Raw genomic sequence first — 15739 nt, forward strand, 5'->3', positions numbered from 1 at the left:
CCCTTTGCGGATGGTCCCGCTATCTTCTCAGGAGGTTGCGGATGGCCAGCAGTTCGTCGCGCACCTCGCACAGGATATCGCTGTGCTCGCGGCTGCGCAGTTTCTTCTTGGCCCCGTCGATGGTCAGCCCCTCGTCATACAGGAGCCGCTTGATTTCACGGATGATCTCCATGTGCTCCTCGGTGTACAGCCGCTGGCCGCTCTCCGTGCGGATCGGGTCGATCTCGTCGAACTCCCCTTCCCAAAAACGGAGCACGTAGGTCTTGACCCCGATGGCCTTGGCCGCCTGCCCGATCTTGTACCGCTTGAATTCCTGCAAATCTTCCATCCCCTACGTCTACCAAATACCCCCGCCGCCTTCAACCATGTTTGGGAGGAAGATGCCTCCCCCTTCCCCCCTGGACCCCCAACCCCCTCTCACCCTCCTAAACTTCTTGTAGCCGCTTCGCGGATGGTGCGAGCTTGGAAATACCCCACATTCACTCACGCTTGCGCGCACATACGGCCCTGCCGAAGGCACACAAGAAGTTTTGGAGATTCTCAAGAACCTTTTTCAAAAGGTTCTTGAGCGGGGTCCGGAGCAGCGCCCCGGCCGCCGGAGGCATCCACACCGCACAAAAAAGGCCCCGTTCCTTTCGGAGCGGGGCCTTGGCGTTCTTGTTCGGGAGGTTAGAACCGGATGGGCAGGTTCTTTTCCAGGGCGTCCAGGATGTTCTTGTGTTCCTTGTCGACCTGCTTGTCCTTGAGGGTCTTGGTCGGGGAGCGGTAGGTCAGGCGGAAGGACAGGTTGCGTTCCTCCTCCTGGCCTTCGGGCACGAACTCGGCCACCAGTTCCACGGACTCCAGGATGTCCACGCCCGCGGACAGGATAGTCCCGCGGATGGCGTCGGCGCTCAGGGTGACGGGACCGATGACGGTCACGTCGCGGCGGCTGGGCGGGAAGACCGGCAGCGGCTTGAAGTCGATCTTGTGCGCATCGACCATCTCGCGCAGGCCGTCCAGGTTGAAATCGGCCAGCCAGACGTCCTTGCGGGCGTGGTAATAGTCGGCCATTTCCTCGCGCACCCGGCCGATGACGCCCACGGGCTCGCCGGACACGGCCACCTGCACGCAGGGCGTGAGGTAGGGATGCTCGCCCTCGGCCACGGTGAAAACCGGGGCTTCGAGCTTGAGGGTGTCGGCCAGCAGGTGTTCCACGTGGCCCTTGATGTCCAGGTAGTCCACGTCGCCGTGGGCCCAGGGCCATTCCTCGGCGTGGCGCGGGCCGTAGAGCAGGATAGCCAGCCGGGTCTGCTCGCGGGTCTCGGTCTCGGAGGTCTCGTCAAAGACGAACTGCTTGGCCACCTCGAACAGTCGGATATGGTTGTTGCCCTTGGACAGGTTGTTTTTGAGCGTGTTGAGCAGGCCGGGGGCGAGCTCGGTGCGCATGACGTTCTGTTCCTCGGACAGGGGATTGGCGATGTAGACGCGGCCCTCTTCGGGCAGGGAAAGGCGGTCGAGATCCTCGGAGCCGGTGAAGCTGTAGTTGATCGCCTCGTTCAGCCCCACGCCGCGTCCCCACAGCTTGACCCGCCTGATGAATTCGTACTCCGGAGTTTCGCCCATGCCCTCCAGAGGCTTGGCCACCCGGGGCAGCACCGCCGGGATGCGGTCCAGGCCGTAGACCCGGCCCACTTCCTCGTAGAGGTCGACCTCGCGCTCGAGGTCCAACCGGTGGGACGGGGAATCCACGATCCAGTTGTCCGGATCGGAATCGTTCACAGTGCACCCTTCGAGCTCGAAGACCTTCTTGGCGAAGGCCGGTTCCAGGTCCAGACCAAGCAGCGACATGCACCGCTTGTGGCGGTAGCCGTGGGTGCGGTCCTGCCAGGGGCGGGGCTCGTTGGTGACCACGCCCTTCATGACCGTGCCGCCCGAGGTCTCGGCCATGAGCTGGGCCGCGCGGTCGATGCAGAAACGGTTGAGCTGCTGGTCCACGCCGCGCTCGAAACGATAGGACGCCTCGGACGGCAGGGCCAGACGGCGGGCGGTCTTGCGGATGGTGCCCGGACGGAACACGGCGGCCTCAAGCAGGACGTTGGTGGAACCGGCGTGCATCTCGGTGTTGGAGCCGCCCATGACGCCGGCCAGGCCCACCGGACGCTTGCCGTCGCGGATGAGCAGGTCGTTGGCCGTAAGCGTGCGCTCCACGTCGTCCAGGGTGGTGAACTTCATGCCCTCTTCGGCCAGGGCCACGCGCAGGGTGGCGTCCTCGACCAGGTCGAGGTCGTAGGAGTGCATGGGCTGGCCCAGCTCGAACATGATGTAGTTGGTCACGTCCACGATATTGGAAATCGGGCGCTGGCCCAGGGCGAGCAGCTTGAAGCGCATCCAGTCCGGGGCCTTGCGGGTCTCCACGCCCTTGATGACGCGGCTGTTGAACAGCGGGCAGTACTCGGGGTCGTCGATCAGAATCTTGATCTCGTCGGCGGCATTGCCGCCGCTCTCGACCAGGTTCAGCTCGGGCATGGTCAGGGGCAGGTCGAAGGCCAGGGCGGTCTCGCGGGCGAAACCGAGGATGGAAAGACAGTCGGCACGGTTCGGGGTGATGTCGAAGTCGAAGACCACCCGCTCCAGGTTCAGGGCGTCGACCAGCTTGTCGCCCACCTTGAGCGAGTCGTCGAGCACCCAGATGCCCTCGTGGTCCTCGGAAAAGCCCAGCTCGCGCTCGGAGCAGATCATGCCCATGGACTTGACGCCCCGGAGCTTGGCCTTCTTGATCTTCATGCCGTCGGGCATGGTCGTGCCGACCATGGCCACGGGCACCTTCTGGCCCTTGCCCACGTTGGGCGCGCCGCACACGATGGTCAGGGTCTCGGGGCCGCCCACGTCCACGGTGCAGACCGACAGGTGGTCGGACTCGGGATGCGGCTCGCGTTCGGCAACAAAGCCGACCACGATATCCTGCACGGCCTCAAAGGGATCGGTGATGCCGTCCAGCTCGAGGCCGAGCATGGTCAACTTGTCCCCCAGGACCTGGATGTCCCCCTCGTAGGGGACGAATTCACGCAACCAATTCAAGCTAACTAACATGAGTGCCTCCGGCGGCCGGGGGAAGGGGAAGAGGGGAAGCCTTTGAAAAGGGCTTCCCCTCTTCCCCTTCCCCCGGACCCCATCCCCATCTCCCCACCTAAACTTTTTGCATGCGCAATGCGCGCGTATCGGAGGGGGTGGAAAAGTTGTCTTCGTAAGGGGTGAACTCGGTGGAGTTCAGCATGTCAAAAGGGGCACGCGGGAAGGCTTGCGCCCTCCCGGGCCGCCACAATATCTAGGCGAACTGTTCCAGGAAACGGACGTCGTTCTCGAAGAACATGCGCAGGTCGTCGATGCCGTACTTGAGCATGGCCATGCGCTCGATGCCGACACCGAAGGCGAAGCCCGTGTAGACCTCGGGGTCGTAGCCCACGGCCTTGAACACGTTGGGATCGACCATGCCGCAGCCCAGGATCTCGACCCATCCCGTACCCTTGCAGACGCGGCAGGTCTTGCCGTCGGTCTCGCCCTTGCCCCCGCACATGACGCAGGAGATGTCCACCTCGGCGCTGGGCTCGGTGAACGGGAAGAAGCTCGGACGGAAGCGGACCTCGGTCCTGGGACCGAAGACCGCGCGAACGAACGCGGTCAGGGTGCCGCGCAGGTCGCCCATGGACACGTTCTTGTCGACCAGCAACCCCTCGATCTGGTTGAACATGGGGGTGTGGGTCAGGTCCGAGTCGCGGCGGTAGACCTTGCCCGGCGCGATGACCGCCACGGGCGGTTTGCGCTTGAGCATGGAGCGGATCTGCATGCCCGAGGTATGGGTGCGCAGGACGATCTTCTCCGACATGTACAGGGTGTCCTGCATGTCGCGGGCCGGGTGGTCCGGCGGCATGTTCAGGGCCTCGAAGTTGTGCCAGTCGTTCTCCACCTCGGGTCCGGCGGCGTGCTCGAAACCGAGCCCGACCAGGACCGAGGCGACCTCGTCCATGACCAGGGTCACGGGGTGCAGGGAACCGGCCCACGGCTTGCGGCCCGGCATGGAGGGATCGAAGCGCGACAGGGCCTGGCCCGCCTCGGCGGCGTGCAGCTCGGCCTCCCAACCGTCGATCAGGCCAGTGATGGCCTGCTTGACCTCGTTGGCCTTCTTGCCCGCGGCGGGCTTGTCGGAATTGTCGAGCTTGCCGAGCTTGCCCATGATCTGGGCGAGCTTGCCCTTCCGGCCCAGGAACTCGATGCGGAGTTCCTCCAGTTCCTTTAACGAACAAGCCTGGCCCTTGCGCGAAGCGCAATCCTGGGCCAGGCTGTCGAGTCCTTCAAGGAAGGACTTCAATTCACTACTCACGATTTAGCTCACTTTGGCCTTGGCTGCCTCTGCGATCTTGGCGAACACCTGCGGATCGCGCACCGCCATATCGGCCAGAACCTTGCGGTTCAGCTCGATGCCGGCCTTCTTCAGGCCATTCATCAAACGGCTGTAGGACATGCCGTTGATGCGGGCGGCGGCGTTGATGCGCATGATCCACAGCTTGCGGAACTCGCGCTTCTTGCGCTTGCGGTCCTTGTAGGAATGGCACAGGGCCTTTTCGACGCGCTCACGGGCGGTGCGGTACAGGCGGGAACCCGCGCCGCGGTAACCCTTGGCCATTTTCAGATATTTGTTGTGACGCCGCTTGGCGGCAACTCCACGCTTTACTCTCATGGTAAAACCTCCATCGCTTTTACCTCCCGGGCCGGACGGACTCCCCCGGCGAGGTGGATTGCTTTATAGGGTTAATGGGATCAACGGGCATCTCGTCTGGGCGCAACCGGCGTACGTGCGAGTCGGGGCCATTCCCCTCCTCTCTTGTGACGCCGCCGGATGGCCGTATCAGGCGGATTGCTAGCCGTTGGGCAACTGACGACGGACAGCCTTCATGTTCGCGGTGTCCACGGTGGTGGACTGACCGAGGCGGCGCTTTCTCTTGGCATTCTTCTTGGTCAGAATGTGCCTGAGATTCTTGCGGCGGCGCTTGAACTTGCCGGTAGCGGTCTTGGAGAACCGCTTGGCGGCTGCACGGCGGGTTTTGATCTTGGGCATAGTATCCTCCTAGAATGGGACCAGGGTCCCTTCTCAAGTCTCTATTTTTTCACCGGAGCGAGCATCATCGTCATGGTCCGTCCTTCCGACATGGGCTTGCTCTCGACTTTGGCTAAATCCTGGGTGTCCACCACGACCCTTTCGAGCATGGCCAGCCCGCGGTCCTTGTGGACTATCTCGCGTCCCCGGAAGAAGATGGTCACCTTGCAGCGGTCGCCGCCTTCCAGGAACTTTACAATTTGTTTGAGCTTGGTCAGGTAATCGTGCTCGTCGGTCTTGGGCCGGAATTTGACTTCCTTGATCTTGATTACGGTCTGCTTCTTCTTCGCTTCCTGCAGCTTCTTCTGCTGCTGGTACTTGAACTTGCCGTAATCCATGATCTTGCAGACGGGCGGGTCGGCGTTGGGCGCGACCTCCACAAGATCGAGACCCTTCTCCCGGGCGCGATCAAGCGCGTCGCGGGTTGCCATGACACCGAGCTGCTCACCGTCATCGTCCACGACCCGCACCTTGGGGATGCGGATTCTCTCGTTCCGCCGGACCAGATCTTCCCTCTTCTGATCCCGGCGCATGTTACCCCGAAAAGCTATAGCTCATTCCTCCTGCTTTGAAGGGCGCCTTTGCAGCATCCAAAATCAACTGCGCGGCTTCCTCCAGTGTCACCATCCCGGGGTCTTCTCCGTCTCGTGAACGGATATTGACGCACCCGGCCTCAACCTCTTTGTCACCGATTACCAACATATACGGGATCTTCTCAACCTGAGCTTCCCGTATCTTGTAGCCGAGCTTCTCGTTGCGGATGTCCGCTTCGACGCGGATCCCCTTGGAAACGAGGAACGCTTCGGCTTTCTTGACGAAATCTGCCTGCGCATCGGTCACGTTCAGCAAACGCGCCTGCACGGGCGCCAGCCAGACAGGATACGCACCTGCACAGTGCTCCGTCAAGACGCCGATGAAGCGTTCGATGGAACCGAGCATGGCACGATGGATCATCACGGGCCGGTGCCTCTCACCGTCCTCGCCCACATATACTATGTCAAAGCGCTCTGGCAAGGTGAAATCCACTTGAATTGTGCCGCATTGCCAGCTTCTGCCTATGGAATCCCGCAGGTGGAAATCGATCTTCGGGCCATAGAACGCGCCGTCGCCTTCGTTGATGGCGTACGGCATGCCCGATTTGTCGAGGGCCTGGCGCAGTCCTTCGGTGGCCAGTTCCCAGTCGGCATCCGAGCCGATGGACTTCTCCGGCCGGGTGGAAAGCTCCACGTCGAACTCGTAGTCAAACAGGGCGTAGATGTCCTGGTAGAACTTGATCAGGTTGAGGATCTCCTCCTCCACCTGGTCCGGGCGGCAGATCAGATGCGCGTCGTCCTGGGTGAAGGTGCGCACGCGCATCAGACCGTGGAGCACGCCGGATTTCTCGTGGCGATGGACCACGCCCAGTTCGAAGTAGCGCTGGGGCAGATCGCGGTAGCTCATGATCTTACGCTTGTAGATGATCATGTGCGCCAGACAGTTCATCGGCTTGATGCCGTAGGCCTGCTCGTCGATCTCCGTGAAATACATGTTCTCGCGGTAGTTGTCGTAGTGGCCGGACTTCTCCCACAGCTCGCGCTTGAGGATGATCGGGCCCTGGACCAGCTGGTAGCCGCGCTTGAGGTGCTCCTTGCGCTCGAAGTCCTCGAGGATGGCGCGCAGGAGCATGCCGCGCGGGTGCCACAGGGACATGCCCGGGCCGACCTCCTCGCTGAACGAGAACAGGTCGAGCTGCTTGCCGAGCTTGCGGTGGTCGCGCTTCTTGGCCTCTTCCAGGCGGGTCAGGTACTTCTTCAGGGCCTTGGGGTCCTGCCAGGCCGTGCCGTAAATGCGCTGCAGCTGCTTGTTCTTCTCGTCGCCGCGCCAGTAGGCGCCGGCCACGGAGAGCAGCTTGAAGGCCTTGATCTGGCCGGTGCGGACCACGTGCGGGCCGCGGCACAGGTCGGCGAAGTCGCCGTGGGTATAGATGGAAAACTCGTCGCCGCCCAGGTCGTCCATGATCTCGGACTTGTAGGTCTCGCCCATGGACTCGAAGAGCTTCTTGGCCTCGGCCTTGGACATGACCGAGCGCGTGAAGTCCTTGTTGGCGCCCACCGAGGAGAGCATCTCCTTTTCGATGGCCTCCAGGTCCTCGGGCGTGAACGGACGCTCATAATCGAAATCGTAGTAGAACCCGTCGGTGATGGACGGGCCGATGGTCACCTTGGCGGTGGGGAACAGCTTCTTGACGGCCTCGGCCATGACGTGGGCCGCGGAGTGGCGGATGACGCCGAGCCCTTCCTCGCTGTCCGCGAAGACGGGCTCGATGGTAGTGCAGGTCTCGGTAACGGGAGTGCTCAGGTCCACGATCGCGTCGCCGCATTGGGCGGCCACGACGTTCTTGAACTGTTTCTTGGACAGTCCTTCCTGGAGGACGTCGGCGCAGGACGCGCCGTCGGCCGCTTCAACCTGTTGACCGGAGATTTCAACCAACACTTCATCTCTCCCTTGTCCGGCCGTGGCCGGATTCTTTGGACGCGCCTTGCGGCGGCGCCGTGTGACATCTGTTCCGTTCCGCCGGTGCGGTTCGCGTTCGACTCCGGAAAGGTAGGAACGGAACCCGGGGCCGTCAATGGGGAGACGGCCCGGACCGGCGTTTTCGCTTCAACCAAAAAATGGAAGGGAGGCCACTAGGCCTCCCTTCCGGGGATGTTCTGGTAGGCGCGGAGGGATTTGAACCCACGACCCTTTGCACGTCAAGCAAATGCTCTCCCCCTGAGCTACGCGCCTTCTCGTCGAAGCGGAGTGGAAAGTATATGGAGGTCGGTTGGTTGTCAAGCACGTTGTGTGGATTTTTTCTTTTTTTTGCGTCCCGTTTCCGCCGCCTGCCCGAAAGCCCTTTGCCCGCGCCGATCTCACGCTTCGGTATGGCGCAACCGCCCGATTTGCCGTACAGGTTTATGAACGCCAATTCCAAGGAGAACAACCATGCATCCCATAGACATATCCGCCACCATCGTCGTGGAGGACCTGGACAAGGCCCGGGACTTCTACACCACGTATCTGAACGGCCGCCTGATCTTCGACTGCGGCTGGTACATCGGCCTCCAGTTCGGCGAGAACGGCCCCACCCTGCACTTCATGCAGCCGCAGTCCCCGGACCACCAGCTCTACCAAGGCGGCCTGACCTACAACATCAAACTCAAGGACGCGGCCGAGGTCGACGCGGCCCACGACCGGACCGTGGAAGCGGGCCTGCCCATGGTCATGCCCCTGGAGGACCACCCCTGGGGCGACCGGGGCTTCTGCACGCTCGATCCCTACGGCGTGGCCCTATACGTGTATGTGGACATCGAGCCGAGCGAGGAGTTCAAGCAATACTACTTGTAACCAGCCCCCCAAGAGGCCGTAGCACTCCCCCGGTCGACGGCGGCTGGCCCCAGGCCATTACGCAGGCTCTCCGCCCACGCAAAAAGCACAAAAAAGCCGCCCTTTCAGGCGGCTTCTTTTTTTGGGCGAAGGGTTCTAGCCCAGATCTTCCAAGGCCACCCGCACCAGTTCGCCCACCGTGGTGTCTATGATCTCGCGGTGGTGGAAGGTGCGGATCTCGGCCGGATCGTCCTTGAGGGACTCCAGCCGGGGCCGGGCCCCCTCGGCCCTGATCAGGCCGAGCACGCGGGCCGCGTAGGCGCGGTTGTAGGCGTCGGGGTCGTCCAGCCCCACGAGCAGGAACCGCTCGCCGTGGGCCACCAGCTCGGGCCGGTACTCGGCCAGGCGGACCAGCCCCCAGTAGACGTCACGCCGCAGCTCCGGGTGGTCCAGGAAGTTGCCGTCGCACTCCTCGTCGCAGAATATGTAGGAGACCAGGATCTTGTGAAATTCCTTGGCGATGCGCTCGCTGTTGACCATGGCCTCGGCCATGAACAGCGGAATTCCCCAACCCAGGTTGCCGGACTCCTCGTTCATGTACCACATCAGGGTGCGCATGATCACCCGCGCCTTTTCCATGGACGCCTCGGCCATGCGGGCCGCGGTCAGGCCGAATGCCGTGGCCGAACGCCAGCGCACGGTTTCCAGCCGGTCCAGGCGCAGGTTGAGCAGCGGCGGGACCAGCTCGGCGGGACGGAAACCGTCCAGCTCGGCGAGCCGGGCCTGCCAATCGTCGTCGGCCAGGATATCACGGACGGACTTCTTGACGCTGCGGAATCGGGACATGACACTCCTCCAAGAAAAACAAGGGAGCTGTCTGCTGACAGCCCCCTTATTGTAATCATCTTTTCGGGATGGGCAACAGAAACGCTTACTTCGCGACCTGCTCCAGCACTTCCTTCTTGAAATCCTCGGGCACCTCGAAACCGGATTCCTCGGCCTTCTTGATGCACACGGCGGCCTCGGACCAGTTGCCGCGCCCGGCCTCGATGATCGCCTTGTTGTTCCAGCCCGGACCGAAATGGGCCTGCTTTTCGAGCAGGGTCTTGAGCAGCTTGTCCGCCTCCTCATAGTCGCCCATGGCGATGAGCACGCTGGACATGGTCGCCTGGGCCTGGGCGAACTCGGGATCGAGCTTCAGGGCCTTCTTCAAGGACTTGTGGGCCTTGTCGTTGTCGCCCTGCTGCATGTAGACGAAACCGATGTTGCCCCAGGGAACGGCGAAGAACGGGCGCTGCTGGGTGGCCTGGACGTTGTAGCTCAGGCAGGAGTCCAGGTCGCCGCGCTGCAGGGCGATGCCGCCCAGCTGCACGTAGGCCTCGGCCATGCGCGGGGAATGGGCCACGGCGTCCAGGAACTCGCGCTCGGCCTCCATGAAGTCGCGGCGGGAAAGATAGGCCACGCCCAGGTTGTAGTGGGTGTTGCCGCAGGACGGGTTGTCGCGCAGTTTGGATTTGAGATCGGCAATGTAATCTTCAATATTGTCGAAGTGTTCCATTTGAATATCCTTGCTTTATGGCTGGACGCCGTGTTTCTTGCAGTGCTCCGCGTACCAGAGGCAGAAGTCGTAGACCGGGCGGACCTTCTCGAAGTTCATGACCAGCATCACGTTGAACTCGTTGATCTGGTCGATGTACTCCTGGTTCACGTGCTTGCCCGACTCGCGGATGAACAGTTGGGTCAGCTGGGTCTGGGTCAGGCCGGTCTTCTCCACGCGGATGTCGATGGGGTCGAACGGCGCCTGGAACGGGTCCCAGTTCTCGTAGCCCATGCGGTCCACGAACTTGCGCCGCCGGGGCGACATCTTCTCGTACATGAACTTCTTGCGGGCCTCGACCTCATGGTCCGGCATGTCCTCGTAGTTCACCGTCTTGGTCATGGCTACTCCTTGCCGCCCAGGACAATGGACTCGCCGCAGGACGAACAGGCGGACTTGGACTCGGTGCAGGAGGCGCAGGCCGAGGACTTGGCAGGCTCCTTGGCCGCCGCCGGGGCGACGATCTCGCGGGGCTGCTCCTCTTCCTCGGGGCTCTTCTCCTTGAGGGCGGTCTTCTCGCCCACGCCGAGGTAGGTCTCGTCGTAATCGGTGACGATGGCCATGGACACGGGCAGGAGCATCTCGCCCAGTTCACGGAACCGGGAGCCGATGCCGGACTGGAGCTCCTTGCCGATGGCCAGGAGGCGGTCCAGGACGATGTCCATGTTCACGGTGGGGTACTTCTCCCCGCCCTTGAAGCCCGCCTTGTTGCAGGTATGGGCCTCGCCGCCGATGGAGGTGGGCACGCCGTACAGCCTGCAGGTGATGGGCCGGCTCTCGTAGATGGAGCACAGGTCGTCGTCGCCGAGCATGGGACAGCGCACCCGGGCCTTGGCCACCTCAAGCAGGATGTCGTTGACCGGGCGGCCTTCCTGGCTCGCCTTGTAGACCTTGCGCTTGAGCTTGTGGATCTCGCGGTCGGCCTTGTCGGCGCGGTCCAGGATGGCCGAACGCTCCAGGCCGGAAAATTTCTCGTTGAACTTGGCGTTGATGTACATGCCCTCGACCAGGGTCACGTCGAACAGGGCGTAACAGCAGTCGCTGCACCCCTTGCCGCACTTGACCAGGTCCGGCATCTCGGTCTCGAATTTCTTGAAGACCGCGTCGACCTCGGCCACGATGGCTTCGTATTTTTTGAAATACTCCGTAAAATCAAGGGCCATTATCTGCTCCTGGACCGGTCCGGCGAAGACGCCGGCCATGGGTGGTGTTTCGCTTGGGACCAATTAAGTCGTGATTCGGCGCCGTCAACCGCGCTGCCGCAAAAAAGGAAGGGACTTACCCTGGAAGATTGAGGCCTTCGAACGACGGCTTCGGCGGAAAGAAAGCGGCCGGGAACGTTTCCACGTGGCCGCGCCCCGTAGCGCGGCCACCGTCCGGCGGCCTCAAAAATGGAACGGGAGCGGCGGATATCCGCCGCTCCCGTAACCATATCAGATCGTAAAGACTAGTTCTCTTCGACAGTGATGGCGTCGTTCTCACAGACCTCGACGCAGGACTCACAACCGAGACATTCGTCTTCGTTGACCGCAACGGCTTTGCCGTCCTGAAGTTCGTAAACTTCAACGGGGCAAACATCCACGCATTCGCCGTCGCCGGTGCACTTGTCGGTGTCGATAGTGATAGTGTAGCCCATTTTTCCCTCCAGAAAATAATTTGGGATGCCCACTTTGGGGCTGTTTCTCGCGGTGCCCGTTCGGCCTGCGACCGGGGGAGCCACGACATTTCAAAGTACGATTCCGGCCACGCGGGACCGGGCACGAACTTGCTGATATATTCATGCCAGCCCTGTGTCAAGCCATGAAAGCGCTTTTCCAAAGCCCTACAAAATCGTGATCTGAGATGGCGGCTTGTGATGCGGGCCGGAGTCGTTTACCTTACGGCCTGAAATCACGAGACCAACCAAACGAGGTACTCATATGTTCACAAACGACGAATTGAAAAAATATGCCGAAACCCTGTGGTGGGGGCTGTCCACCGCGCGCACCAAACCCTATGAACCCGGCGACTTCGTACTCCTGCGCTTCGACCCGGACGCCCTGCCCCTGGCCGAGGCCATGTATGACCTGCTCATGGACAAGGGCATCAACCCGATCCCGCGCCAGAACCTGTCCTCCAACATGGAGGTCTCCTTCTACGGCAAGGGCAGCGACAGCCAGCTGACCGCCATCCCGTCCGGCGACCGCGAGTTCATCGGCGGCCTGAACGGGCTCATCTCGCTCATCGCCCCGGCCTCCCTGACCCACCTGCAGGACATCGACTCCAAGCGCATCGGCCAGGCCGCCGTGGCCCGCAAGTTCATGCGCGACATCATGGAGAAGCGCGAGCAGTCCGGCGACTTCGGCTGGACCCTGTGCATCTACCCCACCGACGCCCTGGCCAAGGCGGCCAAGCTGTCCATGGCCGACTTCAAGGCCCAGGTGGTCAAGGCCTGCTATCTGGACGACGACAACCCGCCCGCCCGCTGGAACGAAATCTTCGAGGAGGCCGAGAAGGTCAAGGCGTGGCTGAACAGCCTGGCCATCGAGCACCTGCGCATCCAGTCCAAGGACACGGATCTCATCGTGGTGCCCGGCGAACAGCGCCGCTGGCTCGGCGTGTCCGGCCACAACATCCCGTCGTTCGAGATATTCCTCTCCCCGGACTGGCGCGGCACCGAGGGCGTGTACTACGCCGACCAGCCCTCCTTCCGCTCCGGCAACTTCGTGGAGGGCGTGCGCCTGACGTTTGAGAAGGGCGTGGCCGTCAAGACCGAGGCCAAGACCGGCGGCGATTTCGTGGCCAAGCAGCTGACCCTGGACGACGGCGCCAACCGGCTGGGCGAGTTCTCCCTGACCGACCGCCGCTTCTCCAAAATCAACGCCTTCATGGCCAACACCCTGTTCGACGAGAACTTCGGCGGCCCCCAGGGCAACTGCCACGTGGCCGTGGGCGCTTCCTACGCCGACACCTTCTCCGGCGACCAGTCCACCCTGGACGAAGGGCTGAAAAAGGAGCTCGGCTTCAACGACTCCGCCCTGCACTGGGACCTGGTCAATACCCAACAGAAAACCGTCACCGCCACCCTCAAGGGCGGCAAGGAACTCGTCATCTACGCCGACGGCGAATTCCAGTACGAATAAGGAATGCCTCCGGCGGCCGGGGGAAGGGGAGAGGGAAACCCTTTGAAAAGGGCTTTCCCTCTCCCCTTCCCCCGGACCCCCATCCCCTCTCCCATCCTAAACTTCTTATGCCGCTTCGCGGGATACGACGTGCCGGAACGGAATATTCGGAAAGGGTTTGCCTTTTTTCCCGCCGGAACGATACATCTACATATGTTTGATAACGTCGCGAAGCGCGCCAAAAAGTTTTGAAGGGGAGTCCAGAGGGGAAACTTTCTCGAAAGTTTCCCCTCTGGCCGCCGGAGGCAACCTCACCATGAGCAAACGCAATATCTATCTGAAGACCGTTCCGCCCGAAGAGGCGGTGGCCCTGGCCAAGGCGAACCTGGACCGCGACGCGCTGCTCGGCACCGAGCGGGTGCCCACGCACGAGGCGGCAGGCCGGGTCACGGCCGGTCCCATATACGCCAAATACTCCTCGCCCACCTTCCACGCGGCGGCCATGGACGGCGTGGCCGTGGTGGCCGAATCCACCTTCGCGGCCCGCGAGGACGCGCCCGTGACCCTGGAGCACGGCGAGGGATTCCTGTTCGTCAACACCGGCAATCCCCTGCCCGACGGCAAGAACGCGGTGGTCATGATCGAGAACGTGGTCCAGAAGGACGAGGCGACCGTGCTCATCGACGGGCCCGCCTTCCCTTGGCAGCATGTCCGCCGCATCGGCGAGGACATCGTGGCCACCGAGCTGCTCATCCCCCAGAACCGGGAGTTGACGCCGTCGGACATCGGCGCGCTCATCTCTGCGGGCATCTATGAGGTGGAGGTCCGCGACCGTGTCCGGACCATCTTCCTGCCCACGGGCGACGAAGTGCTGAATTTCCTGGACAAGCCCGAGCCCAGGGCCGGGCAGGTCATCGAATCCAACTCCCAGGTCTTCCGGGCCTATGCCAAGGGCTGGGGCATCGACGCCCAGTGGTCCGCGCCCGTGCCGGACGATGAGGACGCCCTGCGCGAGGCGGTCCTGGACGGACTGCGCAAGGGGTGCCACATGGTCGTGGTCGGCGCGGGATCGAGCGCCGGGAGCAAGGATTTCTCCAAGAAGGTCTTCGAGTCCATCGGCACGGTCCTGGTCCACGGCATCTCGGTCATGCCGGGCAAGCCGAGCCTGCTGGCCGTGACCGATGAGCGCAGCGGCCATCCGGGCAGGCTCCTGGTGGGCGCGCCGGGTTATCCGGTGTCGGCCATCGTCTGCCACGAAAAGATTCTCGCGCCCGTGGTCCACTGGCTCATGGGCAGGTCCGCGCCCGAGCGGATCGAGGCGGACATCGTCCTGGCCCGCAAGACGCCGTCCCGGCCGGGCATGCGCGAGGCCATCCGGCTGGCCGCCGGACGCATCGGCGACAACATCGTGGGCGCGCCCCTGGCCCGGGGTGCGGGCATGATCTCGACCATGACCAAGGCCCAGGCCGTGACCTACATCCCCGAGGACGTCGAAGGCGTGGAACAGGGCGAGACGGTCCGGGCCGAGCTGCTGGTCCACAAGGGCGACTTGGACCGGGTGTTGGTCCACGTGGGCAGCCACGACAACACCCTGGACCTCTTGGCCAACGAGCTGATGGGGCTGTCCGATCCTCTGCGCCTGGTCTCCAGCCACGCGGGGTCCATGGGCGGCCTGACCGCGCTCAAGGCGGGTTCGGCCCTGTTCGCGGGCGCGCACCTGTTCGACCCCGAGACCGGGGACTTCAACTTTCCGTTCATCAAGAGGTATCTGAACGGCCTGCCGGTGACCGTGGTCAACCTGGCCATCCGCCACCAGGGACTCATCGTGGCCAAGGGCAACCCCATGTCCATCCGGGGCGTGGAGGACCTGACCCGCGAGGACGTGATCTTCATCAACCGCCAGCGCGGGGCCGGGACGCGCATCCTGCTCGACCACCATCTGAAGAAGGCGGGCATCGACCCGCGCAAGGTGGCCGGATACGAGAACGAGGAATTCACCCACATGGCCGTGGCCGTGAACGTGCTCACCGGCGCGGCCTCCTGCGGGCTGGGCATCTACGCGGCGGCCAAGGCGCTCGGCCTGGACTTCGTGCCCCTGGCCCACGAGCGGTACGACCTGGTCATCCCGGACAAGCACATGGACGACCCGCGCATCGAGACCCTGCTGGCGGTCATCGCAGAGAAGTCCGTCCAGACCAGGATCAAGGCCCAGGGCGGATACGAGACGAATCTGACCGGCCGCATCATGGAGCCGGGCATGGGTTTGGGACAGGATTAAAGCAGGGAGGCGGGCTTGGCCTCTTCGGCCGGGCGGACCTCGACGGCCTTGGGGCCGGTCTCCTCGTCGGTCAGGCCGAAGGTGACCATTTCGCCGGGCTCAAGGGTCTGGAACCCGTCGCGGACGATCTCGGTGTAGTGAACGAAGACGTCGCGGCCGTCCTCGCCGGTGATGAAACCGAAACCCTTCTGTTCGTTGAACCAGGTCACTTCGCCCTTGTGTCGCATGGCTTCCTCCGCATGCCCGTGCATGTAATTTGTCCGATACTACCCGCTGGCCGGGGT

16 protein-coding genes and 1 tRNA gene are annotated in these 15739 nt (G+C 62.9%); 3 read left to right on the forward strand and 14 right to left on the reverse strand.

What is annotated here, in order from left to right; genetic code table 11:
- Window positions 1-19: 19 nt before the first annotated feature.
- The 8 genes from ACR42D_RS13245 to ACR42D_RS13280 all read right to left on the reverse strand — a co-directional run bounded on the left by ACR42D_RS13245 (window position 20) and on the right by ACR42D_RS13280 (window position 7900).
- Entirely contained in the window at window positions 20-328 is a 309-nt protein-coding gene (locus ACR42D_RS13245; protein WP_484567261.1) for a MerR family transcriptional regulator, read from the reverse strand.
- Between the two features lie 341 nt (window positions 329-669).
- On the reverse strand, window positions 670-3072 hold the full coding sequence (gene pheT / locus ACR42D_RS13250; protein ID WP_484567262.1) for a phenylalanine--tRNA ligase subunit beta: 2403 nt from the start codon (window positions 3070-3072) through the stop codon (window positions 670-672).
- A gap of 235 nt (window positions 3073-3307) precedes the next feature.
- Complete coding sequence (pheS, locus tag ACR42D_RS13255; RefSeq protein ID WP_484567263.1) at window positions 3308-4360, reverse strand: phenylalanine--tRNA ligase subunit alpha; 1053 nt, start codon at window positions 4358-4360, stop codon at window positions 3308-3310.
- A 3-nt stretch (window positions 4361-4363) separates the two neighbouring features.
- Window positions 4364-4717: a 50S ribosomal protein L20 gene (gene rplT / locus ACR42D_RS13260; protein ID WP_484567264.1), complete on the reverse strand. Its 354-nt coding sequence runs from the start codon at window positions 4715-4717 to the stop codon at window positions 4364-4366.
- 180 nt (window positions 4718-4897) lie between these two features.
- Window positions 4898-5095: a 50S ribosomal protein L35 gene (gene rpmI / locus ACR42D_RS13265; RefSeq protein ID WP_163810283.1), complete on the reverse strand. Its 198-nt coding sequence runs from the start codon at window positions 5093-5095 to the stop codon at window positions 4898-4900.
- A 41-nt stretch (window positions 5096-5136) separates the two neighbouring features.
- Window positions 5137-5667 carry a translation initiation factor IF-3 gene (infC, locus tag ACR42D_RS13270; protein ID WP_484567265.1) on the reverse strand — a complete coding sequence of 177 codons (531 nt, stop codon included), beginning with the start codon at window positions 5665-5667 and terminating at the stop codon, window positions 5137-5139.
- 1 nt (window position 5668) lies between these two features.
- Window positions 5669-7606 carry a threonine--tRNA ligase gene (gene thrS, locus ACR42D_RS13275; RefSeq protein WP_484567266.1) on the reverse strand — a complete coding sequence of 646 codons (1938 nt, stop codon included), beginning with the start codon at window positions 7604-7606 and terminating at the stop codon, window positions 5669-5671.
- Between the two features lie 219 nt (window positions 7607-7825).
- Window positions 7826-7900: transfer RNA gene (locus tag ACR42D_RS13280), tRNA-Val, on the reverse strand.
- A 198-nt stretch (window positions 7901-8098) separates the two neighbouring features.
- On the opposite strand from ACR42D_RS13280, the gene ACR42D_RS13285 reads away from it, so the two are divergent.
- Entirely contained in the window at window positions 8099-8500 is a 402-nt protein-coding gene (locus ACR42D_RS13285; protein ID WP_484567267.1) for a VOC family protein, read from the forward strand.
- Between the two features lie 135 nt (window positions 8501-8635).
- Here the strand turns inward: ACR42D_RS13285 and ACR42D_RS13290 are convergent, their stop codons facing one another.
- From ACR42D_RS13290 to ACR42D_RS13310, 5 genes are all read right to left on the reverse strand, one after another.
- Window positions 8636-9325, reverse strand: a complete 690-nt coding sequence (locus tag ACR42D_RS13290; RefSeq protein ID WP_484567268.1) for a DVU0298 family protein — start codon at window positions 9323-9325, stop codon at window positions 8636-8638.
- Window positions 9326-9410: 85 nt separating this feature from the next.
- Window positions 9411-10037, reverse strand: coding sequence for a tetratricopeptide repeat protein (locus ACR42D_RS13295; protein WP_484567269.1), 627 nt, complete (start codon window positions 10035-10037; stop codon window positions 9411-9413).
- A gap of 15 nt (window positions 10038-10052) precedes the next feature.
- Window positions 10053-10418, reverse strand: a complete 366-nt coding sequence (locus ACR42D_RS13300) for a hypothetical protein (protein WP_484567270.1) — start codon at window positions 10416-10418, stop codon at window positions 10053-10055.
- A gap of 2 nt (window positions 10419-10420) precedes the next feature.
- Window positions 10421-11239 carry a YkgJ family cysteine cluster protein gene (locus tag ACR42D_RS13305; RefSeq protein WP_484567271.1) on the reverse strand — a complete coding sequence of 273 codons (819 nt, stop codon included), beginning with the start codon at window positions 11237-11239 and terminating at the stop codon, window positions 10421-10423.
- Between the two features lie 284 nt (window positions 11240-11523).
- Window positions 11524-11712, reverse strand: coding sequence for a ferredoxin (locus tag ACR42D_RS13310; RefSeq protein ID WP_066802455.1), 189 nt, complete (start codon window positions 11710-11712; stop codon window positions 11524-11526).
- A 283-nt stretch (window positions 11713-11995) separates the two neighbouring features.
- On the opposite strand from ACR42D_RS13310, the gene ACR42D_RS13315 reads away from it, so the two are divergent.
- Together ACR42D_RS13315 and ACR42D_RS13320 are read left to right on the forward strand one after the other, a co-directional pair.
- Window positions 11996-13198: an aminopeptidase gene (locus tag ACR42D_RS13315; protein WP_484567272.1), complete on the forward strand. Its 1203-nt coding sequence runs from the start codon at window positions 11996-11998 to the stop codon at window positions 13196-13198.
- Window positions 13199-13493: 295 nt separating this feature from the next.
- Window positions 13494-15455 carry a molybdopterin biosynthesis protein gene (locus ACR42D_RS13320; RefSeq protein WP_484567273.1) on the forward strand — a complete coding sequence of 654 codons (1962 nt, stop codon included), beginning with the start codon at window positions 13494-13496 and terminating at the stop codon, window positions 15453-15455.
- Here ACR42D_RS13320 and ACR42D_RS13325 read toward each other — a convergent pair.
- Window positions 15452-15682, reverse strand: a complete 231-nt coding sequence (locus tag ACR42D_RS13325; RefSeq protein WP_484567274.1) for a cold shock domain-containing protein — start codon at window positions 15680-15682, stop codon at window positions 15452-15454. The two genes, ACR42D_RS13320 and ACR42D_RS13325, sit on opposite strands and share 4 nt — an antisense overlap.
- Between the last annotated feature and the right edge of the window lie 57 nt (window positions 15683-15739).

This window comes from Pseudodesulfovibrio sp. lm2024 (genome assembly GCF_051175575.1).
Lineage (GTDB): Bacteria > Desulfobacterota > Desulfovibrionia > Desulfovibrionales > Desulfovibrionaceae > Pseudodesulfovibrio > Pseudodesulfovibrio caledoniensis.